At 65.5% G+C, this 26125-nt stretch carries 16 protein-coding genes and 4 pseudogenes; 8 read left to right on the top strand and 12 right to left on the bottom strand.

The window, feature by feature from the left end; genetic code table 11:
• Positions 1–47: 47 nt before the first annotated feature.
• The 3 genes from ACVWW1_RS34455 (at position 48) to ACVWW1_RS34445 (ending at position 4208) form a co-directional block, all read left to right on the top strand.
• Positions 48–581 carry a MarR family winged helix-turn-helix transcriptional regulator gene (locus ACVWW1_RS34455; protein WP_456658952.1) on the top strand — a complete coding sequence of 178 codons (534 nt, stop codon included), beginning with the start codon at positions 48–50 and terminating at the stop codon, positions 579–581.
• Between the two features lie 203 nt (positions 582–784).
• Positions 785–2605 (top strand): allophanate hydrolase, encoded by a 1821-nt coding sequence (gene atzF, locus ACVWW1_RS34450; RefSeq protein ID WP_456658951.1) that lies wholly within the window; start codon positions 785–787, stop codon positions 2603–2605.
• Between the two features lie 370 nt (positions 2606–2975).
• The gene (locus tag ACVWW1_RS34445) at positions 2976–4208 is read left to right on the top strand and encodes an IS4 family transposase (protein WP_456658950.1); all 1233 of its coding nucleotides are present in this window, start codon (positions 2976–2978) and stop codon (positions 4206–4208) included.
• A gap of 35 nt (positions 4209–4243) precedes the next feature.
• On the opposite strand, the gene ACVWW1_RS34440 is transcribed toward ACVWW1_RS34445, so the two are convergent.
• The 12 genes and pseudogenes from ACVWW1_RS34440 to ugpB form a co-directional block, all read right to left on the bottom strand.
• Positions 4244–4981 carry a GntR family transcriptional regulator gene (locus tag ACVWW1_RS34440; RefSeq protein WP_456658949.1) on the bottom strand — a complete coding sequence of 246 codons (738 nt, stop codon included), beginning with the start codon at positions 4979–4981 and terminating at the stop codon, positions 4244–4246.
• A 29-nt stretch (positions 4982–5010) separates the two neighbouring features.
• Positions 5011–5403 (bottom strand): oxalurate catabolism protein HpxZ, encoded by a 393-nt coding sequence (gene hpxZ, locus ACVWW1_RS34435; protein WP_456658948.1) that lies wholly within the window; start codon positions 5401–5403, stop codon positions 5011–5013.
• 1 nt (position 5404) lies between these two features.
• Positions 5405–6460: pseudogene (locus tag ACVWW1_RS34430) on the bottom strand (AtzE family amidohydrolase); the annotation flags it as partial.
• 32 nt (positions 6461–6492) lie between these two features.
• Positions 6493–6783: pseudogene (locus ACVWW1_RS34425) on the bottom strand (amidase family protein); the annotation flags it as partial.
• A gap of 28 nt (positions 6784–6811) precedes the next feature.
• Positions 6812–6991 (bottom strand): DUF4089 domain-containing protein, encoded by a 180-nt coding sequence (locus tag ACVWW1_RS34420; RefSeq protein WP_173639233.1) that lies wholly within the window; start codon positions 6989–6991, stop codon positions 6812–6814.
• A gap of 19 nt (positions 6992–7010) precedes the next feature.
• Complete coding sequence (locus ACVWW1_RS34415) at positions 7011–8795, bottom strand: dipeptide ABC transporter ATP-binding protein (RefSeq protein ID WP_456658947.1); 1785 nt, start codon at positions 8793–8795, stop codon at positions 7011–7013.
• A 301-nt stretch (positions 8796–9096) separates the two neighbouring features.
• Positions 9097–9996, bottom strand: coding sequence for an ABC transporter permease (locus ACVWW1_RS34410; RefSeq protein WP_176533971.1), 900 nt, complete (start codon positions 9994–9996; stop codon positions 9097–9099).
• 10 nt (positions 9997–10006) lie between these two features.
• Positions 10007–11020 (bottom strand): ABC transporter permease, encoded by a 1014-nt coding sequence (locus ACVWW1_RS34405; protein WP_092122920.1) that lies wholly within the window; start codon positions 11018–11020, stop codon positions 10007–10009.
• A gap of 7 nt (positions 11021–11027) precedes the next feature.
• Positions 11028–12651 (bottom strand): annotated as a pseudogene (locus ACVWW1_RS34400) (ABC transporter substrate-binding protein).
• Positions 12652–13249: 598 nt separating this feature from the next.
• On the bottom strand, positions 13250–14593 hold the full coding sequence (locus ACVWW1_RS34395) for an IS1380 family transposase (RefSeq protein WP_456654756.1): 1344 nt from the start codon (positions 14591–14593) through the stop codon (positions 13250–13252).
• 119 nt (positions 14594–14712) lie between these two features.
• Positions 14713–15660 carry an aminoglycoside phosphotransferase family protein gene (locus ACVWW1_RS34390; protein WP_456658946.1) on the bottom strand — a complete coding sequence of 316 codons (948 nt, stop codon included), beginning with the start codon at positions 15658–15660 and terminating at the stop codon, positions 14713–14715.
• Positions 15661–15772: 112 nt separating this feature from the next.
• On the bottom strand, positions 15773–17092 hold the full coding sequence (gene ugpB / locus ACVWW1_RS34385; protein WP_456660744.1) for a sn-glycerol-3-phosphate ABC transporter substrate-binding protein UgpB: 1320 nt from the start codon (positions 17090–17092) through the stop codon (positions 15773–15775).
• Positions 17093–17288: 196 nt separating this feature from the next.
• Here ugpB and ACVWW1_RS34380 point away from each other — a divergent pair, with 196 nt between their 5' ends.
• The 5 genes and pseudogenes from ACVWW1_RS34380 (at position 17289) to polA (ending at position 26120) form a co-directional block, all read left to right on the top strand.
• Positions 17289–18278 (top strand): TRAP transporter substrate-binding protein, encoded by a 990-nt coding sequence (locus ACVWW1_RS34380; RefSeq protein ID WP_456658945.1) that lies wholly within the window; start codon positions 17289–17291, stop codon positions 18276–18278.
• 34 nt (positions 18279–18312) lie between these two features.
• Positions 18313–20379 (top strand): ATP-binding protein, encoded by a 2067-nt coding sequence (locus ACVWW1_RS34375; protein WP_456658944.1) that lies wholly within the window; start codon positions 18313–18315, stop codon positions 20377–20379.
• Complete coding sequence (locus ACVWW1_RS34370; protein ID WP_456658943.1) at positions 20349–22097, top strand: ATP-binding response regulator; 1749 nt, start codon at positions 20349–20351, stop codon at positions 22095–22097. The genes ACVWW1_RS34375 and ACVWW1_RS34370 overlap by 31 nt, the downstream gene beginning before the upstream one ends.
• Positions 22094–22831, top strand: a complete 738-nt coding sequence (locus ACVWW1_RS34365; protein WP_420967220.1) for a response regulator — start codon at positions 22094–22096, stop codon at positions 22829–22831. The genes ACVWW1_RS34370 and ACVWW1_RS34365 overlap by 4 nt, the downstream gene beginning before the upstream one ends.
• Before the next feature lie 222 nt (positions 22832–23053).
• Positions 23054–26120: pseudogene (gene polA, locus ACVWW1_RS34360) on the top strand (DNA polymerase I).
• The last annotated feature ends 5 nt before the right edge of the window (positions 26121–26125 follow it).

The following is a 26125-nucleotide window of genomic DNA, read 5'->3' as shown; positions in this document are numbered from 1 at the left end:
CAACAACAATCTTTCCCTCCCGTCTCGGGCGCGCTAGCCTTGCGGCCATGGCAAGCCCGCGAAAGACGTCACCACGCAAGGCAGCAGGAACAGGAGCGGCAATCCGCCGCCCCCGGGCGCCCGTGGCGAATGGCCGGGCGCAAGGCGGCGACGCCGCCGATGACATTGGCCTCGACGCGCTGGTCGGCCACGCCGGCTATGCGGTGCGGCGCTTCCAGCTCTGGATCTTCCAGGACTTCATCAAGACGCTGGCGACGGTCGATATCCGTCCGACGCAATATTCGGTCATGACCGTGATCGGGGCCAATCCGGGCCTCAGCCAGATGGCGGTCGCAAAGCGGCTCGGGATCGAGCGCGCGCGCCTCGTGCACCTGCTCGACAGCCTCGAGGAGCGCGACTTCGTCAGCCGGATCCCTTCCGCCACCGACCGCCGCTCCCACGCGCTGCATCTGACCGGGCGCGGCAAGACCGCGCTGGCTCAATTCAAGCGGCTCGCCGCCGAACACGAGCGGCATGTCGCCGAGAAGATCGGCAAGGAAAACCGCGAGCAACTGCTGCAGATCCTGGCCTGCTTCACCTGATCGACCGATCGGAATTCGACTTGGTCACGCTTGCCTTAGAATTGAGCAGACGCGCTCTCAAGCAGCCCGCTTCAGCTCCCCGCGACCATTTCAAGCAACTGATATTGTGCAATAATCTGTCGTGCCGCAGGCGCAGGTAAATTGTACACAATGGCACATTGCTTGCTTCGATTGGGCTGCAATTCCCTCGCGGCGGGCATCCGATGCCTTGCCGCGCCAGAGACGAGGCCAACCACGTGACTGAAACTGTCGCCGCGATCGTTGCCGCACACCGCGCCGGAACCATGACGCCAGCGCAAACGGTGGCGCGCAGCTACCACCGCATCCGCGAGCACAACGATCCCGCCATCTTCATCAGCCTGCGCGACGAGAAGGAGGCGCTCGCCGAGGCCGCGCGGCTCGCAGATCCGACGCTGCCGCTCTACGGCGTGCCGGTCGCGGTGAAGGACAATATCGACGTCGCGGGGCTGCCGACCACGGCCGCCTGCCCAGCGTTCTCCTACATGCCTGCGCAGGACTCCACGGCAGTCGCCAGACTGCGCGCGGCCGGCGCCATCATCATCGGCAAGACCAACCTCGACCAGTTCGCCACCGGCCTGGTCGGCGTGCGCTCCCCCTACGGCATTCCCAAAAACCCGGTGCGCGATGATCTCGTGCCGGGTGGATCGAGCTCGGGCTCCGCGGTCGCTGTCTCCGCCGGTCTCGTGCCGCTGTCGCTCGGCACCGACACCGCGGGCAGCGGCCGCGTGCCGGCGATGCTCAACAACATCGTTGGCCTCAAGCCGAGCCTCGGGCTGATCTCCAACGCGGGGCTGGTGCCGGCCTGCCGCACGCTCGACTGCATCTCGGTGTTCTCGCTCACCGTCGACGACGCAATGGCCGCGCTTGCCGTGATGGCCGGGCCGGATGAAGCCGATCCGTTCTCGCGCGACCGGCCGCTGTCACCGCTCGCGGCCTTTCCTTCCAAGCTGAAGCTCGGCATTCCCAAGAGCGGCCAATTGATCTTCTTCGGCGATCGCGAAGCCGAGAAAGCCTATGGCGAAGCCTGCAAGCGCTGGCAGGCGCTCGGCGCCGAACTCGTCGAATTCGACCTCGAGCCGTTCTACGAGACCGCGCGGTTGCTTTACGAGGGCCCATGGGTCGCCGAGCGCTATCTCGTGATCCGCGACCTCCTGGCGTCGTCGCCGGACGCGATCCATCCGGTGACACGCGAGATCACGATCGGCGGCGCGCGGCCCACCGCGGCCGATACCTTTTCCGCGCTCTATCGCCTGCAGGCGCTGCGCCGCGTCGCCGCGCGCACCTTCGCGCAGTGCGATGCGATCGTGCTGCCGACGGCACCGACGGTCTATTCCACGGCTGACGTGCTGGCCAACCCGATCGAGCTCAACTCGCGGCTTGGCACCTACACCAATTTCGTCAACCTGCTCGATCTCTGCGGCCTGGCGCTGCCGGCGGCGATGCGGCCTGACGGCGCGCCGTTCGGCATCACGCTGCTCGCTCCGGCCGGCCGCGACGCCGCGCTTGCCGGCATCGGCCGTGTGTTCCACGCCGACACCGGACTGGCGATCGGCGCCAAGACGGTGCCGCAGCCGCCGCTGGCCGCAGTCCCGGCGCGGGCCAGCGGCGACGAGATCACGATCGCGGTGGTCGGCGCGCATCTCTCCGGCATGGCGCTGAATCACGAACTGACCACGCTCGATGCGCGCCTGTTGGAAGAGACGGTCACCGCCACGGACTACAGACTCTACGCGCTCGACACCACGCCACCGAAACCCGGCATGCTGCGCATCGAGGCGGGTGCGGGTCATGCGATCAAGCTTGAGCTGTGGGCGATGTCGCCGGCCGCGTTCGGAAAATTCGTCGCCGCGATTCCGCCGCCGATGGCGATCGGCACGCTCCGACTCGCCGATGGACGGCAGGCCAAGGGCTTCATCGTCGAGCCCGCCGCGATCAAGGGCGCGAAGGATATCTCGGCCTATGGCGGCTGGCGGGCGTTCATGGCGGCGAGGGCGAAGGCCTAGCCGCAGCGGAAATGCGTCCCCTCGCCCCGCTCTTGCGGGGAGAGGGTGGGGGTGAGGGGCTTCTCTCGGCGAGCACTGCTTGTCGATAAACCTGTACCCCCTCACCCGGATCGCATTACGCTACGCTCCATGCGATCCGACCTCCCCCCGCAAGCGGCTATCGCATTCACACATCTGGGTTGCGATTAGCGGTAAAGCGGGATTCTCTATCGGTAGGCAAGCCGGTGGAGGTTTTGATGGCCGGGGTGGCATATGGACTGGGACGATTTGGCGATCGTCGCCTGGAAAAAGGGGGGCGCGGCTGCATGCGGCGCTGGTGGCCCGACCTGGCTCGTGCATCCGCCGCCTCGGTGAGGACCGTGCGGGCGAGATGCAGTTTCGCCGGCTTCTTCACAATCCGTCGGTGACGGCCGCAGAGATGTCACGGCATGCCGGAGACCTCACCGGGCAGCGAGCGGCTGGTCGGCATGTTGTTGTCGCACAGGACACGTCGGAATTGATCTTGGGCGGCCGGCGGTCGCGACAATGCTACGGACCGGTCGCCAAAGGCAATGCCGCGGGTTTGTTGCTGCATGTGGCACTGGCGGTAGAGGCCGAGACGCAAGGGTTGCTCGGTCTGGTCTCGATGCAGGTTTGGAACCGTAACCGAGAGGAGTTGGCACCACGGCGCAAGCGGGCGACGGCGGCTAAGGAATCGCAACGATGGATCGAGAGCAGCGAACGGGCGGGTGAGGTACTGGCTGCGGCGGCCAGCGTCACGATGGTATCGGACCGCGAAAGCGACTTTTACGAACTGTTCGTGAAGCGTCCGCAAAACGTCGAATTGGTTGTGAGGGCCTGCCAGAATCGGCGGATCGAGGGGGCCGAAGAAGACCCGGATTTGCTGTTCACCTTCATCGACGCCCAGGCCGAACAAGGGCGCGTTGCCATGACGGTCCCCGCCGCACCAGGACGGCGCGCGCGCGATACCGAGTTCGCAGTGCGCTTCGCGCCGGTGGCCGTATGCCGGCCGCTCCATGGAGCCGATCCGACGTTGCCCGAGACGGCTCACCTGACGCTGGTCGATGTCCGCGAGGTATCGGAGCCGAAAGACGGTAGCGCACCTGTGCATTGGCGGCTTTTGACTACCCACGCTGTCGCTACATTGAACGACGCGCGTCAAGTGGTCGGCTTCTACCGGACGCGTTGGGTGATCGAGGAGTTCTTCCGTACGCTCAAGACGGCAGGCTTCGATATAGAGGAAGCCGATATCGGCGACCCGCAGGCCATGATCAACTTCGTCGCTGCTGCAGCCGTTGCGGCCATCACCATCAAGCAACTCGTCCAGGCCCGCGACGGCAACACGGATCAGCTCCTGAGCGATGCCTTCGAGCCAGACGACCAACCCATCCTCGAAGCCGTCTCCGCCCGGCTCGAAGGCAAGACCGAGCGGCAACGCAATCCGCACCCGAAGGGATCCCTGGCCTTTGTCGCTTGGGTCATCGCACGCCTCGGCGGCTGGACCGGCTACTACGGCAAGCCGGGTCCCAAAGTCATCCGCATCGGCCTTGCCAAGTTCCACGCCATCAAATACGGCGCCAATCTAAGGCTTCAGAATGTGTGAATCTGATAGCCGCACGCGGGGCGAGGTAGCAGGATCTACACCGACACCGCGTAGGTCTCGTATTCCCCGCGCACCTGCTCGATATGGGCGCGCATCGCGGCGGCCGCGCCGATCTTGTCGCCGCGCAGGATGGCGACGACGACGCGGTCGTGCTCGGCGTGGGATTTTGCCAGCCGCCCGAGGTTGCGGAACTGGGCGCGGCGGAACGGCTGCACCCGCACCCGCGTCGCCAGGGTGATCTCGGCGATATAGGCGTTCTGCGATCCGGCATAGATCGCGTTGTGAAAGCGCTCATTGACCTCGTGGAAGCGCTCGGGATTGCCGGTGTAGCTCAGCACCCGCAGCTCCTCGTGGACCGCCTCCAGCGCGTGACGCTCCGCCGCTGTCATCCGCTCGGCAGCGAGGCCGGCGCACATCGCCTCGAGCTCGGCCATCGCCTCGAACATGCCGGTGAGCCGCTCAAGTGAAGGCCGTGCCACCACCGCGCCGCGATGCGCGCGCGCGTCGATCAGGCCGCTGGCGGCGAGCTGCCGCAGCGCCTCGCGCACCGGCGTACGCGAGACCTTGAAGCGCCGCGCCAGATCGGTTTCATCGAGCCCGGCGCCCGGCGGCAGCGTGCCGCGCACGATCTCGTCGGCGAGCTGCAGCCGGAGTTCTTCGGCGCGGGTCGTCTTGTCGACCAGCGGCGACGCGCGATCGACACGCCGCACCAGCGGCTCCGGCTCGGTGCCCTGCGGCTGCGGCGCGCGGGTCGGAAGATCGTCCAGGCTCATGGCTGAAACGCCCTTTCAATCACCCTGGTTCAAGCCCCCTTTGTTTCATCAATGACGCTGACATGGGCGGCGACGATTCTCCAGCCCTCGGCGAAGCGAATCCATGTCTGCATCTGCCGCCCCACCCGCCCCGGTGCGCTGTCCCGATAGAACAGCGTCGAGGCGATCGCGGTGTCGCGGCCATAGGTCGTGATCACGGTACGCTCGATCTTGCGCATCAGCCCGGCTGCCGGCCGCCCCGCGCGAAACGCCGCGATCTCGGCGTAGCCATAAAGGTTCTCGCCGATGCCATAGCGCAGCGTCCGGCTGTCCTTGCGGAACAGTTCGTCGAGCACGGCAACATCGTTCGAGACCAGCGCCTCCTCGTAACGCTCGAACTGCGCAGTGACCTCGGCGCGCACGTCGGGAAGATCGATCTCCATTCTAGATTCCTCTTGGCGCGGGAGCCGTGGCGACACCCATCTGTTCCAGCGCATAAGCGACCCGCAGCGCGATGTCCTCGCGCCAGGGCGCGGCAATGATCTGCACGCCGATCGGCATCGGTTCAAGCGGCACCGGCACGGCGGCCACCGGCAGGCCGATGAAGGAGATCGGCTGGGTGTGGATACCGATATTGGGGCGGACCGGAAGCTCGACCCCGTCGAGCGTAAAGGTGGCCTGGCCGATCTTCGGCGCCGTGCACGGCGTTGCGGGCGCCAGGATCACGTCAACCGACTGGAACAGCTCCAGCACCCTGGCGCGGTACCAGCGGCGGAATTTCTGCGCCTTGTCGACATAGACCGCCGGGATCATCGCGCCCGCGATCAGGCGGTCGCGCACGGGCGGGTCAAAATCGTTGGGCCGCTTGCGCAGCCGATCGAGGTGCAGCGCGGCGCCCTCGGTCGTGGTCATGATGAAGGCGGCAGCGCGGGCGCGCGCCGCTTCCGGCAGCTCCACGGTCTGGGTGGCGCCGAGCGCCTTTGCCACGCGCGCGACCGCTTCGACGGCCTCCGGCAACAAATTCTGCTGGAAATAACCGCCGGCAATCGCAACGCGCAGCCGGCCGACATCATTGGCAAGCAACGGCACGGTCGGCTCGACCGATCGCACGATGCAGGCGGGATCGTCGGCATCAGGCCCCTGCATGACGTCATAGGCGAGCGCGAGATCTCTCACGTTGCGCGCGAACGGGCCGAGGTGATCAAGGCTTGCGACGAACGGAAAGGAGCGCGCGCGCGTAAGCCGACCATAGGTCGGCTTCAGGCCGAACGTGCCGCAGAATGACGACGGCACCCGGATCGAGCCGTTGGTATCGGAGCCGAGCGCGATCGGCACCAGTGCGCCGCCGACGGCGCTGCCGGAGCCGCCCGAGGAGCCGCCCGCCATCCGCGTCGGATCATGCGGATTGCGCGATGGACCGTCATGGGCGTTCTCGCCGGTGAAGTCGTAGGCGTATTCGCCCATGTTGAGCGCGCGCCGACCAGCACGGCACCGGCCGCTTCCATCCGCTCGATCAACGTGGCATCGCGCGGCGACGGTGGCAGGTCGCGATTGATCTTGGAGCCGGCGCGGGTCGAGAGGCCCTGCACGTCGAACAGGTTCTTCACCGCGAAGGGCACGCCGGCGAGCGGGCCGGCCGGTTGGCCCGCCGCGATCGCGGCGTCGACCGCCTTGGCCCTGGCACGCGCGCGATCGGCGGTGACGTCGGTGAAGGCGTTGAGGACCTTGTCGTGCGCCGCGATGCGCGCGAGCGCCGCTTCGGTCGCGGCAAGGGCCGTGATCTTGCGGCTCGATACCGCCTGCGCGATTTCGGCGGCCGACATGGCAGCGGGAATCTCTGACATCGCGATCTCAGGTCGAATAGACGGCGGCTGACGCAAGGTCGTCAGGCAGCGGGAAGTCGTCGACCAGCCGCGCCAGCCGCAGCGCGACCTCGAGATTTGCGCGCACTGCCGGACGCCAGGCGTCTTCCAGCGGCAACGCCATCGTCCGGGCGACGGCGTTCATGTAATCGTCGAGATGATCGTCCATTTCGCTCCCAATGAGTTATTCAAGACACCGGCAACGGCGGATGCGGGATCGCCGTGAGCAGCTCCCTTGTATAGGCATCCTGCGGATTGCCCAAGACGTGTTCGGATGTGCCCTGTTCGACGATGCGGCCGCTGCGCATCACGATGACGCGATCACACAGCAGGCGCACCACGTTGAGATCGTGCGACACGAACAGATAGCTCATGCCCATCGACTGCTTGAGGTCCTGCAGCAGATTGAGCACCACTGCCTGCACCGAGACGTCGAGTGCCGCGGTCGGCTCATCGAGGATGACGAGCTTCGGATGCAGCGCGATCGCACGCGCGATACCGACACGGGCCTTCTGGCCGCCGGAAAGCTGATGCGGAAAGCGATCCAGCAGATTGACCGGCAGGCCGACCAGCCGCGCCAGCTCCTCGCAGCGGTCGCGAACCGCGTCGCGCCCCCTGATATCGCCGAGCTGCATGATCGGGTCCGCGATCGCACGTGCCGCGGTGAAGCGCGGATTGAGGCTGTCGGTCGGATCCTGGAACACCATCTGGATCTGGCTGCGTCGCGGCAGCCGCGCGAAGGATTCCGGCATGATGCCGCCGATGTCCTCGCCATCGAACATGATGCGGCCGGAGGTCTGGTCGAGCAGCCGCATCACCATCATCGACGTCGTCGACTTGCCGCAGCCGGATTCGCCGACCAGCCCGACACTCTCGCCATGGTCGACCTTGAAGCTGATGCCATCGACCGCGCGGAAGATCTCCTCCTCGACCGGCGGCTTGCGGCCGAACAGCTTTGCGAGCATCGAGCCCGCGCCCTGGCGGGGGTATTCTTTCACGAGTTTCTCGACGAGGAGGAGGGGTTGCTCTCTCTCGTCACCCCCGGCCTTGACCCGCGGGTCCATCGAGGAAGAAGCATCTTGCGAAGATTGATGGATGGCCGGGTCAAGTCCGGCCATGACGGAGATGGGCTGCGGAGCCTTCGCCTCCTCCTCCGGCAGCAGATCCCTGAGCGACACCCCGATCCGCGGCGTCGCGCGCATCAGCTTCTTCGTATAGTCGTGCTGGGGCGCGGCGAAGATGTCGGCCGACTTTGCGGTTTCGACCACGCGGCCCTTCTCCATCACCACGACGCGGTCGCAATAGGCGGCGGCGAGGCCGAGATCGTGCGTGATCAGGATCGTCGACATCGATCGGCGCCGGGTCAGCTCGACGATCAGGTCCATCACCGCCTTCTGGGTGGTGACGTCGAGGCCGGTGGTCGGCTCGTCCGCGATCAGAAGCTGCGGGTTGCAGGCGAGTGCGAGCGCGATGACGACGCGCTGGCACATGCCGCCGGACAGCTCGAACGGATAGGCGTGATAGCGCTCGCGCGGACGCGCGATCTTGACCTGCTCCAGCGCCTCGATCGCCTTCTCGCCGCGATCGGTGACCTGCGCCTGCTGGACGTGCTGGCGCAACACGTCCTCGATCTGGTGCCCGACCTTGCGGATCGGATTGAGGGCGGCGCGCGGATTCTGGAAGATCATCGAGACTTCGCGGCCGCGCAGATCACGCATCTGGCTTTCGGTTGCCGCCTTGACGTCGATGCCGGAAAACATCACCGAGCCTTCGGCGATCCGGCCGGCCCGGTCGAGAATCCGCATCACCGCATATGACGTCACCGACTTGCCGGAGCCGGACTCGCCGACGATGCCGACGGTCTCGCCCTTAGCCACCGATATGTTGACGTGCTGCACCGCCTTGACGATGCCACGACGGGTCGTGAACTCGACCGTGAGGTCGCTGACGTCGAGCAGGGGCTGGGCGGTCATGTGCGCCGCCCCTCATGCAGTGCGTCATCCAAAAATCGGCAAAACAACCCCATGCAAAGTAGAGAAGCGGTAGCTTGACACCGCACCGAGACAGCCATCAGGTCCTCCGCCGCGGCGGTGTGCCCCTTCTCCCCGTTCTTACGGGGAGAAGGTTGGGATGAGGGGCCTCTATCAGCGCACACAGCCGGCTGAGGAATTCGCGGAGACTCCCCCTCACCCGGATCGCATTGCATGCGATCCGGCCTCCCCCCGCAGGCGGGGCGAGGCGAAGATGGGCGTGGAACGAGTTGAAACCCATCATTTACGTCCTCCGCTGCGGGTCGACGATGTCGCGCAGCCCGTCGCCGAGCAGGTTGAAGCAGAACACCGCGATCATCAGCGCGAGGCCCGGGAACAGCGCGATCCACCATTCGCCCGACACCATGAAGCCGGCGCCCTCGGCAACCATGATGCCCCATTCAGCGGTCGGCGGCCGGACGCCGAGGCCGATGAACGAGAGTCCCGCGGCGTTGAGGATCGCATAGCCCATGGTGAGCGACATCTGCACGATCATGATCGGCATGATGTTGGGCAGGATGTGCCCGAGCAGGATGCGGTACTCGCCGTTGCCGGAGAGTCGCGCCGCCTGCACGAAGCCGGCATTGCGGCGGACGTTTGCTTCGGCGCGCGCGACTCGGGCATAGAGCGGAAAGTTCACGATCGCGGTCGCGATGATGATGTTCTGCACGGTGTTGCCGAGCGCCGCGACGATGCCCATCGCCAGCACGAACAGGGGAAACGCCATGATGGTGTCGGCGATGCGGCCGACGATGCGATCGGTCCAGCCGCCGAAATAGCCGGCGGCGATGCCGGCCAGCCCGCCCATCAGGAACACCAGCACGACGGAGGCGACCGCGATGAAGGTGTCGAGCCTGGTTGCCACGATGACGCGGCTGAAGATGTCGCGGCCGAGCTGATCGGTGCCGAACCAGTGCGCGGCTGACGGCGGCTTCAATGCAGCCGCGGTGTCGGAAGCAAGTGGATCATAAGGTACCACGTAAGGCCCGAACAACGCGGCAAACATGATCACGACCAGCAGCGCGAAAGCAAAGCCGGTGACCTTGTTCTCGCCCAGCACATAGCGGGTCTGCTCGAAGACTGCGGCGAGCCCTGAGGTGCGGGCGGGACCTGCGGGTTCGACGGTCGGTGCAACGGTGCTCATACGCCCCTCCCTAGCCTTCCAGCCTGACGCGCGGATCGATCACGCCATAGAGGATGTCGATCAGGAGATTGAGCAGCACGTACATGACCGCCATGGTCAGCACGAAGCCCTGTACGGGCGCGAAGTCGGACGCGATCAGTGCCTCGACCGCGTAGGAGCCGATGCCGGGCCAGGCGAACACCTTCTCCACCAGCACATTGGCCCCGAGCAGGAAGGAGAACACCATGCTGAGCGTGGTGATGACCGGCAGCATCGCGTTGCGGAAGGCGTAGGTCACGATCACCTTGCCGGGCGACAGGCCGCTGGCGCGCGCGGTGCGGACGAAGTCGGACGCCAGCACCGCCAGCATCGAGGCGCGCGTCATGCGGGCGATCGGCGCCAGCGAGAAGATCGCGAGCGTCACCGCCGGCAGGATCAATTGGCTGAACGCCGAGCGGAACGCCTCGAAGTCCCGCGCGATCAACGCGTCGATGAGATAGAAGCCGGTGACGGTCGGCGGCGCGCTATAGAACACGTCGAGCCGGCCGAGCGGTGCCGGCGACCAGCCGAGCCGGAAATAGAACACGTAGACCAGCACGAGGCCGGTGAAGAACACCGGCAGTGACACGCCCGCCGTCGTGGTGACCCGGCAGAGATGATCGATCCAGGAACCCGGCCGCGTCGCCGCCAGCACGCCGAGCGGTATAGCGATCACGATCGAGACGACGAGGCCGAGCAGAGTGAGCTCGGCCGATGCCGGCAGGCGGTTGCGCAATTCGGCGGCGACCGGCTGCCCCGTGGTGAGCGACGTGCCGAGATCGCCATGGGCGAGATCGTTGGTGTAGCGAACGAACTGCTCGATCAGCGGCTTGTCGAAGCCGAGCTTCTTCCTGATCTGGTCGACCGCCTCCTTGGTCGCCGCAGGCCCTGCAAAATACGCCGCGGGATCGCCCGGCAGCGCACGCGTCAGCAGGAACGTCACGATCACGACCCCGATCAACGACGGGATCGCGAACAACAGCCGCTTGCCGATGAGGGTCAGCATCAACGCCTCACCCCTTCGCCATCGCGCGATAGTCGAGCCGGCGGTGGAACCAGTATTGGTAGCCCGAGATGTTCTTCTGCATCGCGACGTTGACGAACGGCTGATACAGCGGGATGCGCGGGATGTCGGCGAAGGCGAGATCGACGAAACCCTTCACATCGGCGTCGTAGGCCGCGGTGTCGCCATTCGCCGCCGCGATGCGCGCGCCGTCAATGAGCTTGTCCATCTCGGGCGATTTGTAGCTCATCGTGTTGAAGATCGAATTGTTGCCGTGATAGCACCAGTAGAAGAAGTACTCGGGGTAATCGAGCCAGCCCGAGAACACGTTGGTGAACAGCGGCATTTCCTTCTTGGTGAGCTCGGTGCGCCAATTGGCGCCGGGCACCTTGTTGATGGTGGTCTTGATGCCGAGCTGCGCAAGGCTCTCCTGCACCAACACGCAGAGCGGCTCGTTGACGCCCGCGAAATTCAGGTCGAACGAGATCGTGGTCTCGAAGCCGTTGGCGTAGCCGGCTTCAGTGAGCAGCGCCTTGGCCTTCTCCATGTCGGTGAAGTACTTCGTCGGCTGCGGCCAGGCGACCTCGGTCGGCTTGTCCTTCGACGCGCCGAACATCGGGTTGGCGAGGCCGAACAGCACCGCATCCATGATCTTCTGATACGGCATCGCGTAGGCCATCGCCTGCCGCACCTTGGGATTGTCGAACGGCGGCTTGGTCACGTTCATGCCGATGTACTGGATGCCGTTGGAGAACGGCAGCGAGACCACGTTGAGCTTGCCGTTTGTCTTCATCTCCTGGAAATCCTTGAACGGCAGCTCGTAGGAGATATCGGCATCGCCGCGTTCGAGCAGCGCCCGGCGGTTGCCGGCCTGCGGCACCATGCGCCAGATCACGCGCTTGATCTTCGGCATCGGGCCCAGAGACCCAATCGTCGTTGCGCTCCATCACCACTTCGGTGCCGGCGGTCCATTTGGTCACCTTGTAGGCGCCGGAGCCCGCGGTCTGCTGCTTGGTGAATTCGAGACCCCACGGGTCCTTCTCGCTGGCGTTCTTCTTCACGAGCTCGGAGTTGACGACACAGGGCACGATCACCGCGAGGTCGGGGATCGTCAGTCTGTCCTTCTTCAGGAAATCGACGCGCACCGTGCTGTCGTCGACGACGACGAACTGCTCGGGCTTGGTCAGCGAGCCCGCGCTCATCTGGAAGGTCGGGAAGCCGCCGACGCTGACGGCGCGGTCGAGCGACCATTTGACGTCCTTCGCCGTCACCGGCGTGCCGTCATGGAATTTGGCATTCTTGCGCAGCTTGAAGGTGACCGACATGTCGCCGATGTTGAAGTCCTCGGCGAGTTCGGGCTTGAACTTGTCGCGGTCGTAATAGGGCACGCCGCCCGGACCGCTCTTCATCTCATGGCTGATCAGTCGGTCGTAGCAATTCCACGACACCTCGTAGCCGGGCACGTTGGTGCCGACGCCGTGGATATCGAGATTGTTGGGACCGCCTTCGGAGACGATCAGCAGCGTCTCGGAGCGCGCGTCGGCCTTGGCCGGCGACCAGATCGCGGGCGCGGTCGGCGCCAGCGCCCCCGCTGCGAGCCCAGACACCGATTTGAGGAAATCGCGACGCTTCATGTGATGCTCCAACGCCCTTGAGAACGGCCTTGGAACTCAGATCGCAAGGATTGTGCCAACCCTTAACGAAACCCTATGAAGCGCTAATTCTTTGTAATGTAATATAAAATTGGTACAGACACCTTGATCTGGCAAGGCTACGCCCCATCATTGCATACAAAGCACAGCTTGTTGCTTAAGAAATGATCACGAAATGATTGCTGCTCGCTTTCTGGCCGACTCGGACAACTAAAGGGATGAGTTTGGATTCAAACGGGTTCGCGGACTGGGTTTACCTCTCCCCAATTGGGGAGAGGTCGATTTGCGAAGCAAATCGGGTGAGGGGCCGCGGCTCCAACGAGGGACCGTAATCCCTCACCCGGCGCTGCGCGCCGACCTCTCCCAAGGGAGAGGTGAACTTCGGCCGCGGCGCCAGACCAACCTCGTCCAACACGCGCTAGCCCGTCTTATTCATGATTGCCGGGCGGGGCAGCTGGAACATTTCCGGTCGGGGTGAAGGCGCGCGCGAACGCTTCGGCTTTTTCGCCGCTTTTCGACCCGACTTCGTGAACGCGTTGGAGGACGGCAGCGGGGTGACCGGGGGCTCATGCCCCGCGCGTCAGGGTGCTTGCGGGACCAGAGCGTTTGCCAAGCCGCGGAACAGGTCGGCGTCGGGGCACGCCGCAGCGAAGGCAAGACGGACGCGGGTGGCGGTCTCGATGACGCGGGCTGCGATCTTGAGAAGCCTGAGCCTGATCGTGTTGAACTCGGCCGTTGCCAGATCGCGCGGCTTTGGGATGGCATCGCGCACGGCGAGGATGAGCCAATAGGCGGCGGTGTGGAAGACGAGGCGGACCTGGTTGGCGAGCGCCGAGCGGCAACTGGTGCGATCGGAGGCGAGCTGGGTCTTGTGCAGCTTGATCAGGTTCTCGGCCTGTCCGCGAGCGCAATAGAGGCTGTCATAGATCCACTCAGCCGAGCCGATATCCAGGCTGGTGACGACGTAGCGGACGTCGAGCCCTTGTTGGGTTGCCTCGATGCGGGCGACGACGCGGCGCTCACGATGCCAGGAGCCGGCCGCGTGGCGGGTCTCGGTGTAGCCGCGAACCACGATCTTGTTCTCGATCGCACGTTCGGTTCGAAATGCATCACAGACCTCGTCGACCTTTCTGGCGAGCGGCTTCGTGCCGGCTAGCGCGAAGATGTAATCGACGCCGTTTTGCTCGCAAAAAGTCATCGCCTCGGGGCCGGCGTAATGGCTGTCGCCGCGGAAGGTGATACGCGTATCGGGCCAGCGCCGGCGAATGCGCCGAACCAGGCGGCGCAGGTGTGCCCGCACCTCGCGGCCGCTCGGCGTCTTGCCGGGGCGCAGGATGACCGCAACAGGCCGGCTGTGCTCGGTGTCGTAGACGTGGATCGGCAGGAAGCAGTGTTCATCATAATGGGCGTTGAACAGCGAGAGTTGCTGACGGCCATGCACCACGTCGACCGTGTCGTCGATGTCGAGCGTGATTGCGCTCGGCGCTCGCGCGTAGCTGTCCATCCATAGGTCAACCAGCACAGAGCTCAGCCGGATCACCTCGCGCAGGTGTGGTGCATTCTCCAGGCGCGATAGGGTCGGCTGCGAACACAGATCCCGGCCAGTGTCCGGCAGTCGGCCGCAAGCCAGCTTGAACGCCGGATCGCCGCGTAAACGATCGAGATCATTGCCATCCTCGTAGCCACACGCGATGGCGAAGATGCGGGCGCGGATCATATCCGCAAGGCTGTGCACGATGCGTCCCGGATCGCGCCGCTCGGGGAATACGCAGGACAACTTCGCGGCCAAGCCGAGGCGCCGGTCCGCCATGGCCAGAAGCATGACGCCGCCATCCGACGTCAGCTTGCCGCCGTCGAACGAGGCTGTGATCTTCTTGTGGGAAACGGCTGGAAATGAGAACGGCAGACTCGTATCGTCGGTCATGGCGAGTGTGGCGGCCCGGATGCGCGGAGGGTGGGTGTCAGCAACCGAATCCTACGCCATCTCAGCGGCTTACGCCACGCTCGCCAGCCTCTCAACAAGCCGCTGATGAATAAGACGGGCTAGTCCGGCCAGACCAACTCCTGCAACTGCACGAGATCATCGACCCGGTCCGGCCAGCCCGCGACGCAGATGTGCCGGAGCGGATCGCTGGCCGAGTGCAGCATCAAGAGCGCCATCAACCGCCGCTTCAATACGAACGTCACCTCGCTGCGCGGGATGCCGAAGCCATCGAACAGGCTGCGCACCCGGCGCGGATGCCCGGCGGCCATGAAGGCGCTGGGACCGAGCAGGTCGTACTCGCCCCATCCGGTCCGGACGTCGCCGAAGTCGAACAAGCCGGCGACGTGCCAGCCATCGGCCCGGCGGCCCAGCAGGAAATTCTCCGGAATGTACTCGCCGGTCAGGATCACGGGCGGCGCGTGCATCGGGATCAATTCGGCGGCGTCATGCAGGAGATCGTCGAGCGAGGTGAGCAATTTCGCCGGCAGGCCGAGCCGCTCGTGCCGCGCCCGGCACTGCGCGATCTGCCCGCGCATGAAGGCCTCCCAGCACGGCTCGATCGCAAGCAGGCTGCCGGGCGGCACGCGCTGCACCTCGGCAATCACGGCGCCGATCTCGCCGAGCACGCGCTCGCGTTCAGCCTCCGACAGCGATGGCCATACCTCCGAACCGACGGTGCCGGCGAGGTGCGTGATGACGAGATAGGGCCAGCCGTCGCGCTCGCCCTCCGCGATGACGTCGGGGATCGGAATGCCGAGCCGTCCGCGCAGCTGCGCGAGCGCGCTGCGTTCGGACACGAATTGCGGCCGCAGGAACGGCGGGAACAGCTTCAGGATCAGCTCACCGTCGAGCCCGACGACGAGGTTGGTGCCGGTCGAGAACACGTGCGGCGCGCCACAGGACAGCCCGTGGCCGTCAGCGATATCGCGCGCGATGGGCAACCAGCGCGCCGCGTCGCCGCGCCAGGCGCGGTAGGTGTCGTAGTCGGTCAGGAGCGGAAGCGGCATTCGCGACATCATTGTAGCCCGGATGGAGCGCAGCGTAATCCGGGATTCCGTGCCGCCTCGGAGGCCGGTCCCGGATTTCGCTTCGCTGCATCCGGGCTACGCAATTGCATGCTCACCGGTCCGGATTGGCGCGCTCGAACTGGCGCAGCAGGCGGTTGCCGCGCTCGACGGCGTTGTCCATCGCGGCCTGCGCCGAGCGCTTGCCGGCAAACACCTGCTCGAGCTCCTCCTCGATCACATCGCGAATCAGGACGAACGAGCCGAGCCGGACGCCCTTCGAATTGTCGGTCGGCGGCTTCAGCGTGACCTCCTCGATCGAGATCGAGGCACCGGGATTGCGCTCGTAGAATCCCTGCGTGCGACTGAGATCGAATGCGGCGCGGGTGATCGGCAGATAACCCGTGTTCTGGTGCCAGGCGGCCTGCACCTCCGGCCGCGACAGGTAGGCGAAGAATTTTGCCACCCCGGCATATTCGGCGCGCGGCCGGTCGCGCAGCACCCACAGCGTCGCACCGCCGATGATCGAGTTCTGCGGCGCGCCCTGTACGTCGGGATCATACGGCATCATGCCGTAGCCGACCTCGAATTTCGAATTGGCCTTGATGTCGGCGCGGGTGCCCGACGAGCCGATGAAGATGCCGCACTCGCCCTTCTGAAAGCGCGGCTCGGCGGTCTGGCCGCGGCCGCTATAGTCGAAGGTCTTGTCGGCCTGCCACTGCGCGAGCTGCGCGATGTGGCGCACCACCAGCGGGTTATTGAAGATCAGCTGCGCGTCGAGCCCGGAAAAGCCGTTGGCCTTGGTCGCGATCGGCAGGTTGTGAAAGGCTGAGAAGTTCTCGACATTGATCCAGGACGGCCATGACGTGGTCACGCCGCACATCGCACCGGCCGCACGCAGCCGCTTGGCGACGATGCCGAGCTCCGGCCAGGTCTTCGGAGGCTCGCTCGGATCGAGCCCGGCGGACCGGAACATATCCTTGTTGTAGTACAGGATCGGCGTCGAGGCGTTGAACGGGAACGACAGCATGTTGCCGTCGACATCGGCATAGTAGCCCGCCACCGCGGGCAGATAGGCCGACGGCGCGAACGCCTCCGATTGATCCCGCATCAGCTCGAACACCGGATAGATCGCACCGCGCGCCGCCATCATGGTTGCGGTGGCAATCTCGTTGACCTGAACGATCGCCGGCTGACTGCGCGAGCGGAACGCGAAGATCGCCGCGGTGACGGTCTCGGTGTAGTTGCCCTTGTAGGCGGGCACGATCCGGTAGTCGGATTGCGAGGCGTTGAAGTCGGCGGCGAGCTTCTCGAGCTGCTTGCCGAGCTCGCCCGACATCGCGTGCCACCACATGATCTCGGTCGCCGCTTGCGCCGGCGCCACAAGCAGAAGGGCCGCGACGACGAGGTGCAGCAGCTTCGAGGCGAGCTTCAAGGCGGACTTCACAACGAGCCGTTCCCGGATGCGGACACGCCGTCATAAGGCGCTACAACCGTAAATTCAATCGACACCGCAGGTTGCAGCGCGGCTTTAACGATTGGCCGATGGGCGAACCATCGCCGATCTGCTAAAAAAGCGTTGAACCTTTTCCTCCCGCCCCGGACACAAATCACAAGGGGAATTGTAGCCAGTGTACCGCCGCGCCGGCCTTTCGCGGACAATAACGCTTGCCGTCGCGCTGTTATGCACAGCGGTCTCGGCGAGTGCTTTTGCGCGCGAATTCCGCACCGCCGATACCCAGAATGAAGACTATCCGACGGTCCAGGCGCTGAATTACATGGACCGCCTGATCGCCGAACGCACCGGCGGCCGGCACCGCATCGTGGTCTTCCACTCCCGCCAGCTCGGCGAGGAAAAGGAGACGCTGGAGCAGACCCGGGCCGGCGCCATCGATCTGAACCGGACCAATGTCGCGCTGATCGGAACCATGGTGCCTTCGGTGAACGTGCTGGCGATGCCGTTCCTGTTTCGATCCCTTGAGCACCTGCAGCATGTGCTGGATGGGCCGATCGGCAACGAGATCCTGAACAGTCTCGAAGCCCATGGCTTCGTCGGGCTGACCTTCTACGATTCCGGCGCCCGCTCGATCTACAACAGCGTCCGCCCGGTGCGTTCGCTCGACGACCTCAAGGGGCTGCGGCTGCGCGTGCAGCAATCCGAACAGATGTCGGACATGATCCGCGCGCTTGGTGCCCAACCGGTCCAGATGGCCTACGGCCAGGTGCTGACCGGGCTCGCCAACCGGCTGATCGATGGCGCGGAGAACAACTGGCCGTCCTTCGTCACCACCGGCCACTACAAATACGCCGGCTACTACACCTTGACCCAGCACACCGTCAGCCCCGAAGTGCTGGTGATGTCGCGCAAGGCCTGGGCCAGCCTCACGCCGGATGAGCAGACCATCTTCCGCGAAGCCGCGCAGCGCTCCAGCCTCTACATGCGCGAGAAGTGGCGGGAGCTCGAGGAGCACTCGCGCAAGCAGGCGGAGCAGGCAGGCGTCAAGGTCGTGACCGATTTCGACCGCAAGCCGTTCGAGGCGGCGATGGCCGGCATCTATGCCAAGGCGGAGCGCGATCCGGCGATGGCAGCGCTGATCGAACGCATCCGCAACATGGAGTGACCGGATCTTGGACGCGCCCAAACAGGACGGGACGATGCGACGGCGGGCGGCCTTTGGGCCGCAGGGCCGCTTCCGCATCGTCCAGTTGCTGCGTGCGGTGCCGATCCGCTGGCGCATTCTTTCGATCGCGCTGCTCAACTCCGCCGTCGTGATCGTGCTCGCGGTGCTGATCTGGAACGGCTCGAAGGTGCTCGGCTCGGCCTGGGAGGATGTCCGCCAGGTGCGGGAATCCGACAAGATCCTGGCCAAGCTCGAGAGCGAGACCAGCCGTCTGCAGAACCTGATCCATCGCTACATCAACCAGCCGAGCCCGGACCTGTTCGCGGAAATCCTGCTGCTGCGCGAGGCCGTGCTCGGCACGCTGACCAACCGCGCCTCGACCGACCCGATGCTGTCGGGCTCGGTCGAGCAGCTGGAGCGCGTCACCAGCCGCTTCCTCGACGGCTTCGGTGAATTGCGCACCGTGCAGACCACGATCTCCAAGACCTATGACGAAGAGGTGCTGACCCCGACCAAGGACATGGCCGGGCTCTATTCGATCATCGAGGGCGCCACCGGCCATCGCGACGCGCTGATCTGGCCCGCGCTCGGCAAGTCGCGCGAAGCCTTCACCTCGCTCTTGGTCGCCGCCAACGCCTACTACCTCTCGCTTGCGTCCTCGTCGGCCGAGGAAGCCCGCCGCAACATCGATACGATCGAGAAGACGATTCCTGTCATGACCGATCTGGCCGAGAACGATCTGCAGCGCATGGCGCTGGCGCGGCTCAAGGTCAAGACCGCCGAGCTGCGCGACGGGCTCGGCAAGCTCAGCGAACAGCTCACCAACCGCACCGATCTGTTGCGCAACTCGATCGACGCCAGCCAGGCCGACGCGATCGGCGCGATCGACGAGCTCTCGGTGAAGATGCGCCAGCGCGAGCAGAAGGCGCAGGAGACATTCGACAAGACGCTGACGTCGATCTCGCGCCGGGTGCTGTCGATCGCCGTGATCTTCCTCGGCGTCATCATGTCGGCCGGCGTCATGATCGCATTGTCGATCCGGCTGCCGCTGGCGCAGATCATGGCCGCGATGCGCACCATCACCTCGGGCGACCTCGACCGGCCGGTGCAGGGCACCTCGGCCAAGGACGAGGTCGGCGCCATGGCGCGTGCGGTCGAGGTATTCCGCGAAAACGCGATCGCCAAGCGCAAGACCGAGGACGAGCTGCGCAGCGCCAAGGAGAAGGCCGAAAGCGCGCTGCTCGAGCTCAACACCGCCCAGCAGAACCTGATCGATGCCGAGCGCCTCGCCGCGCTCGGCGGGCTCGTTGCGGGCGTCGCCCACGAGGTCAACAATCCGATCGGCATCAGCCTGACGGTCGCCTCGAGCTTTGCCCGCCGCAGCGAGATGTTCGAGAACGACCTGAAGACCGAGCCGCTGCGCCGCTCCAGGCTCGACGAATTCGTGCGCGCCTCGCGTGACGCATCGCAGCAACTGGTTGCGAACCTGCAGCGCGCCGGCGAACTGATCCAGTCGTTCAAGCAGGTCGCCGTCGATCGCTCGCACGCCGAACGCCGCCAGTTCGCCTTGAGCGAATCGACCGACCAGATCGTGGCGAGCCTGCGGCCGGTGCTGAAGAAGGCCGCGATCGCGCTGTCCGTCGACGTGCCCGATGGGCTCCTGATCGACGGCTATCCCGGCGCCTATGGCCAGATCTTAACCAATCTTTTCCTCAACGCCGTCAATCATGCCTTCGCCAACGGCCGCTCCGGCAACATCACGATCTCGGCGCGCGGTCGCGGCACCGATGATGTCGAGATCATCTTCGCAGACGACGGGGCTGGCATGACGCCGGACGTGCAGCGACAGGCGTTTGACCCGTTCTTCACGACCCGACGCAACGAAGGTGGTACGGGCCTCGGCCTCCATATCGTCTATAACCTCGTCACCCAGCAGCTCGGCGGACGCATGATGCTGGAGTCAAGGGTAGGACAAGGCACCACTTTTCGCATTATCATGCCCAGGATCGCCAAGGGGGCTGCCATGGGCGAGCCCACGATCACTGACGCAGCAGCCGACGGAACCAGTCAATGGCCGAACAGGACGATGTCCTCCAACTGATCGACGACACCGAGAGCCCCCCGGAGGACTCGCCGGTACGGAAATGGAAGATCGCCGTGATCGACGACGATCACGCCGTCCATGAAGGCACCCGATTTGCGCTCAGCGATTACAACCTGAACGGCGCGACGCTGGAGATCCTGTCGGCCTACTCCGCGACCGAAGGCCGCACGCTGATGCGGGACAACCCCGACATCGCAGCCGTGCTGCTCGACGTCATCATGGAGACCGACGTCGCCGGCCTCGAGCTCGTCGAATACATCCGCAACGAGATCAAGAACGAGACCGTCCGCATCATCCTGCGCACCGGCCAGCCCGGCCAGGCGCCGGAGCGGCGTGTCATCGTGCAATACGACATCAACGACTACAAGGCGAAGACCGAGCTCACCGCCGACAAGCTGTTCACCTCGCTGACCGCCGCGCTGCGCAGCTACCAGCAGCTCGAGCGCATGGTGCAGACAAGGCGCGGCCTCGAGATCATCATCGACGCGGCCTCGACGCTGTACGACTTCAAGTCGATGCAGCGGCTGGCCGAGGGCGTGCTGACGCAGCTTGCCTCGCTGCTCAATGTCGACTGCGCCGGCATTCTGGTGCTGCGCGACGACGGCAACGCCGCTGCCGCCGATTTCTCTGTGCTGGCATGCTCGGGCTGCTACAGCCGCTTCATCGGCACGACGTCATCGAAGGCGCTCGATCCCGACCTGCGGCACATGGTGGAGGAAGCGTTCCAGCGCCGCAAGAACGAATTCGCCGACCACCGCAGCGTGCTCTATTCACGCACCGGCAGCGGCCGCGAGGTTGTGGTGCTGCTGCAGGCCGAGCGCCAGCTCTCCGACACCGACCGCGCGCTGGTCGAGATCTTCTCGAGCCGGCTGTCGATCGCGTTCGACAACGTGATCCTCTACCAGCAGCTTCAAGAGGCCAACACCCAGCTCGAGGACCGCGTCGCGCAGCGCACCCGCGCGCTGATGCAGGCCAACCGGCGGCTGTCGGCACAATGGCTGCGGCTGCAGCGCGCCAACGGCTTCAAGAACGAAATCCTCGGCACCGTCGCCCACGATCTGAAGAATCCGCTCGGCGTGATCCTCGGCCGCACCGAGATGCTGACCGAATTGATCGGTGCCAGCTCGCCGAAGGAGAACGTCACCGCCCAGGTCGAGCACATCAGGGACGCCACCAAGCGGCTAACCTCGATGGTCGACCACCTGATCTCGGATGCGATGGCCGACGCCTTCGACATCACCATCCGCCGCGAGCCGGTCGACGTCGCGGCCCTCGTCAACGAGGTCACCGAGGCCAACCTGCCCTCGGCCGTCAACAAGCAGCAGAGCATCTCGGTCTCGGGGCCGCAGCACTTCGTCACGATGTGCGATGGCGACCGGATCCGCGAGGCGATCGACAATTTGGTCAGCAACGCCATCAAGTACTCGCCGATCGGCGGCAAGATCACGGTCGCGGTCAGCCACGAGGGTGACGACACGGTGATCCGGATCGCCGATCAGGGTCCCGGCCTCAGCCCCGAGGACCTCGGCCGGCTGTTCGGCCGGTTCCAGCGGCTGTCGGCCAAGCCGACCGCCGGCGAAAGCTCGACCGGCCTCGGCCTTTCCATCGTCAAGCGCATCATCGACATGCATGGCGGCCATGTGACCGCACAGAGCCCGGGCCCCGGACAGGGGTCGACCTTTACGGTTACACTGCCGGCGACAGAGACATCATGAACCAGAACCCGCATATCTTCATCGTCGACGATGAGGCGCCGGCCCGCGAGATGGTCGGCGATTACCTCAAGATGCACGGCTTCGGCGTGACGCTGTGCGATGGCGGCAAGAGCCTGCGCAAGGAGATCGAGAGCAGCACGCCCGATCTCGTGGTGCTGGACCTCAACATGCCCGAGGAGGATGGTCTGTCGATCATTCGCGACCTCAAGAGCAAGATCAACGTCCCCGTCATCATGCTGACAGCTACTGCCAGCCCGATCGACCGCGTCGTCGGGCTGGAGCTCGGCGCCGACGATTACGTGGCCAAGCCCTGCGAACTGCGCGAGCTGATGGCGCGCATTCGCTCGGTGCTGCGGCGGAGCGGGCCCGCGAAATCAGCCGCGCCGGAATCGGCGAGCGCCAAGGCCGAAAAGGAGCAGCTGGTGCGATTCGGCACCAAATGGCTCGATCTCGAGGCCCAGGCGCTGCGCGACGACGAGGGCAATGAGCACCCGCTGACGGCCTCCGAATTCGGCCTGCTGAAGGTGTTCGCGGCCAATCCGAAGCGCGTGCTGTCGCGCGAGCGGCTGCTGGAACTCGCCAATGCGCGCGACGCGGAAGCCTTCGACCGCGCGGTCGACCTGCGCATCATGCGCATCCGCCGCAAGATCGAATTCGACCCGACCAAGCCGTCGGTGATCCGGACCATCCGCGGCGGCGGCTATCTGTTCTCGCCGACGGGGGACAAGGCGTAGCTTCCGGCATCGTCCTGGCGCTGTTCCCGTCATCCTGAGGAGCCGCGAAGCCGCGTCTCGAAGGATGCACGGCCCGGCTGGTGGCTGTCGATCCTTCGAGACGCCTGCTTCGCAGGCTCCTCAGGATGACGGGTCTCGAATTCATCGAATTCGTTGTGTGGCACGGGCGGATTCAGCGACACTAAGGCTGTCAATCCGCGCAAAAATCCCTAAGTTTCGGCCATGCCGAAAACAGCCTCCCAAGACCCCGCAAAGCCCGCCCCAAACACCGCAGCCAAGCCCGTCGCCGCCAAGCCGGTTGCGAGCAAGCCCACGGCGAAGGGCGACCACGTCTTCCTGGTCGATGGTTCGGGCTACATCTTCCGCGCCTATCACGCGCTGCCGCCGCTGAACCGCAAGTCCGACGGGCTGCAGGTCAATGCCGTGCTCGGCTTCTGCAACATGCTGTGGAAGCTGTTGCGCGACATGCCGGAGGACAACCGGCCGACCCATTTGGCGATCGTATTCGACAAGTCGGAGATCACGTTCCGCAACAAGCTCTATCCCGACTACAAGGCGCACCGGCCGCCGGCGCCCGACGATCTGATCCCGCAATTCGCCCTGATCCGCGAGGCGGTGCGCGCCTTCGAGCTGCCCTGCCTCGAGCAGGCCGGCTTCGAGGCCGACGATCTGATCGCGACCTATGCGCGGCTCGCCACCGAGCGCGGCGCGACCACGACGATCGTGTCATCGGACAAGGATCTGATGCAGCTCGTCAACGACAAGGTCGTGATGTACGACACGATGAAGGATCGCCGCATCGGCCGCGACGAGGTGATCGAGAAATTCGGCGTGCCGCCCGAGAAGGTCGTCGAGGTGCAGGCGCTGGCCGGCGATTCCACCGACAACGTGCCGGGCGTGCCCGGCATCGGCATCAAGACCGCGGCGCAATTGATCATCGAGTATGGCGATCTCGATCAGCTGCTGTTCCGCGCCGGCGAGATCAAGCAGCCGAAGCGGCGCGAGGCGCTGCTCGAGAACGCCGAGAAGGCGCGCGTCTCGCGCCAGCTCGTGCTGCTCGACGACAAGGTCGATCTCGAGGTGCCGCTCGACGACCTCGCGGTGCACGAGCCCGACTCGCGCCGGCTGGTCGCCTTCCTGAAGGCGATGGAGTTCTCCACCCTCACCCGCCGCGTCGCCGACTATGCGCAGATCGACCCCGCCAATGTCGATGCCGATCCCGGCAACAAGAGCGGCGCCAGCGTGTTCTCGCCGCTGCCGCCATCGGATGTGACGCCGGCGCCGGGCAACGCACCGTCAGCCGCCGCGCCGGCGGGTTCGCCAACGAGGGAGCGCGCCAAGCCGACCGGCGCACGCGACGACAAGAACTCCAGCCTGAAGGGCACGCCGGCAACGCTGGCCGAGGCCCGCGGCGAAGCGATCCGCAAGACCGGCTTCGATCGCAAGGCCTACCAGGCGATCGGCAGTCTCGATCAGCTCAACGCCTTTGTCGCGCGCGCGCACGACACCGGCTACATCGCGATCGAGGCGATGTCGGAATCGATCGACCCGATGCAGGCCGAACTGTCGGGACTGGCGCTCGCCGTGGCGCCCAACGACGCCTGCTACATCCCGCTCAGCCACCGGCAGGCCGGTGGCGGCGCCGGGCTGTTCGATGCGGGCCTCGCGCCCGGCCAGATCAAGACCGCCGAGGCACTGAAGGCGCTGAAGCCGCTGCTGGAGTCCGCAGGCATCCAGAAGGTCGGCTTCGACGTCAAGTTCACCTCGGTGACCTTGGCGCAGCACGGCGTCACGCTGCGCAACATCGATGACGCGCAGCTGATGTCATACGCGCTGGATGCCGGCCGCGGCTCGCATGCGCTGGAGGCGCTCGCCGAGCGCTGGTTCGGGCATGCGGTCGTCAGCTATGGCGGCCTCGTCGGCAGCGGCAAGGGCAAGCTGACCTTCGATCAGGTCACGATCGACAAGGCCACCGAATATGCGGCCGAAAGCGCCGACCTGATCCTGCGGCTATGGCGCGTGCTGAAGCCGCGCCTTGTCGCCGAGCGGATGACGACGGTCTACGAGACGCTGGAGCGGCCGCTGGTGTCGGTGCTGGCGCGGATGGAGCGGCGCGGCATCTCGATCGACCGCCAGGTGCTGTCGCGGCTGTCGGGCGATTTCGCCCAGACCGCGGCGCGGGTCGAGGCCGAGATCCAGGAGATCGCCAGCGAGCCGGTCAATGTCGGCAGTCCGAAGCAGATCGGCGACATCATCTTCGGCAAGATGGGATTGCCCGGCGGCACCAAGACCAAGACCGGCGCCTGGTCGACCACCGCGCAGGTGCTCGACGATCTCGCCGAGCAGGGCCACGAATTCCCGAAGAAGATTCTGGAGTGGCGCCAGGTCTCGAAGCTGAAATCGACCTACACCGACGCGCTGCCGACCTACGTCAACCCGCAGACCCATCGCGTGCACACGACCTACGCGCTGGCTGCGACCACCACGGGCCGGCTGTCGTCGAACGAGCCGAATTTGCAGAACATCCCGGTGCGCACCGAGGACGGCCGCAAGATTCGCCGCGCCTTCATCGCGACACCGGGCCACAAGCTGGTGTCGGCCGACCTATTCGCAGATCGAACTGCGGCTGCTCGCGGAGATCGCCGACGTGCCGGTGCTGCGCCAGGCGTTCCGCGACGGGCTCGACATTCACGCCATGACCGCTTCCGAAATGTTCGGCGTGCCGATCAAGGACATGCCGAGCGAGGTGCGCCGCCGCGCCAAGGCCATCAATTTCGGCATCATCTACGGCATCTCGGCGTTCGGCCTCGCCAACCAGCTCGGCATCGCCCGCGAGGAAGCTTCCGCCTACATCAAGAAGTATTTCGAGCGCTTCCCGGGCATCCGCGCCTATATGGACGAAACCAAGGACTTCTGCCGCCGCAACGGCTATGTGACGACGCTGTTCGGCCGCAAGTGCTACTACCCCGACATCAAGGCGTCCAATGCCTCGGTGCGCGCCTTCAACGAACGCGCCGCGATCAACGCGCGCTTGCAGGGCACCGCGGCCGACATCATCCGCCGCGCGATGATCCGGGTCGAGGACGCACTCGCCGAGAAGAAGCTCTCGGCGCAGATGCTGCTGCAGGTGCATGACGAGCTGATCTTCGAGGTGCCCGACAACGAGGTCGCGGCGACGCTGCCCGTGGTGCAGAGGGTGATGCAGGACGCGCCGTTCCCGGCCGTGATCCTGTCGCTGCCGCTGCAAGTCGATGCCCGCGCCGCGAACAACTGGGACGAGGCGCATTAGCTTTC

It is taken from the genome of Bradyrhizobium sp. JR3.5, assembly GCF_054057015.1.
The sequence above is the reverse complement of the archived record's forward strand: the minus strand, read 5'-3'. Positions and strand labels throughout refer to the sequence as shown.

Coding starts and splice junctions, on each gene's coding strand:
- ACVWW1_RS34455 (WP_456658952.1), top strand. CDS start 48: ATGGCAAGCCCGCGAAAGACGTCACCACGCAAGGCAGCAGGAACAGGA.
- atzF (WP_456658951.1), top strand. CDS start 785: ATGCCTTGCCGCGCCAGAGACGAGGCCAACCACGTGACTGAAACTGTC.
- ACVWW1_RS34445 (WP_456658950.1), top strand. CDS start 2,976: ATGCAGTTTCGCCGGCTTCTTCACAATCCGTCGGTGACGGCCGCAGAG.
- ACVWW1_RS34440 (WP_456658949.1), bottom strand. CDS start 4,981: ATGAGCCTGGACGATCTTCCGACCCGCGCGCCGCAGCCGCAGGGCACC.
- hpxZ (WP_456658948.1), bottom strand. CDS start 5,403: ATGGAGATCGATCTTCCCGACGTGCGCGCCGAGGTCACTGCGCAGTTC.
- ACVWW1_RS34420 (WP_173639233.1), bottom strand. CDS start 6,991: ATGGACGATCATCTCGACGATTACATGAACGCCGTCGCCCGGACGATG.
- ACVWW1_RS34415 (WP_456658947.1), bottom strand. CDS start 8,795: ATGACCGCCCAGCCCCTGCTCGACGTCAGCGACCTCACGGTCGAGTTC.
- ACVWW1_RS34410 (WP_176533971.1), bottom strand. CDS start 9,996: ATGAGCACCGTTGCACCGACCGTCGAACCCGCAGGTCCCGCCCGCACC.
- ACVWW1_RS34405 (WP_092122920.1), bottom strand. CDS start 11,020: ATGCTGACCCTCATCGGCAAGCGGCTGTTGTTCGCGATCCCGTCGTTG.
- ACVWW1_RS34395 (WP_456654756.1), bottom strand. CDS start 14,593: ATGACCGACGATACGAGTCTGCCGTTCTCATTTCCAGCCGTTTCCCAC.
- ACVWW1_RS34390 (WP_456658946.1), bottom strand. CDS start 15,660: ATGCCGCTTCCGCTCCTGACCGACTACGACACCTACCGCGCCTGGCGC.
- ACVWW1_RS34375 (WP_456658944.1), top strand. CDS start 18,313: ATGCGACGGCGGGCGGCCTTTGGGCCGCAGGGCCGCTTCCGCATCGTC.
- ACVWW1_RS34370 (WP_456658943.1), top strand. CDS start 20,349: ATGGCCGAACAGGACGATGTCCTCCAACTGATCGACGACACCGAGAGC.
- ACVWW1_RS34365 (WP_420967220.1), top strand. CDS start 22,094: ATGAACCAGAACCCGCATATCTTCATCGTCGACGATGAGGCGCCGGCC.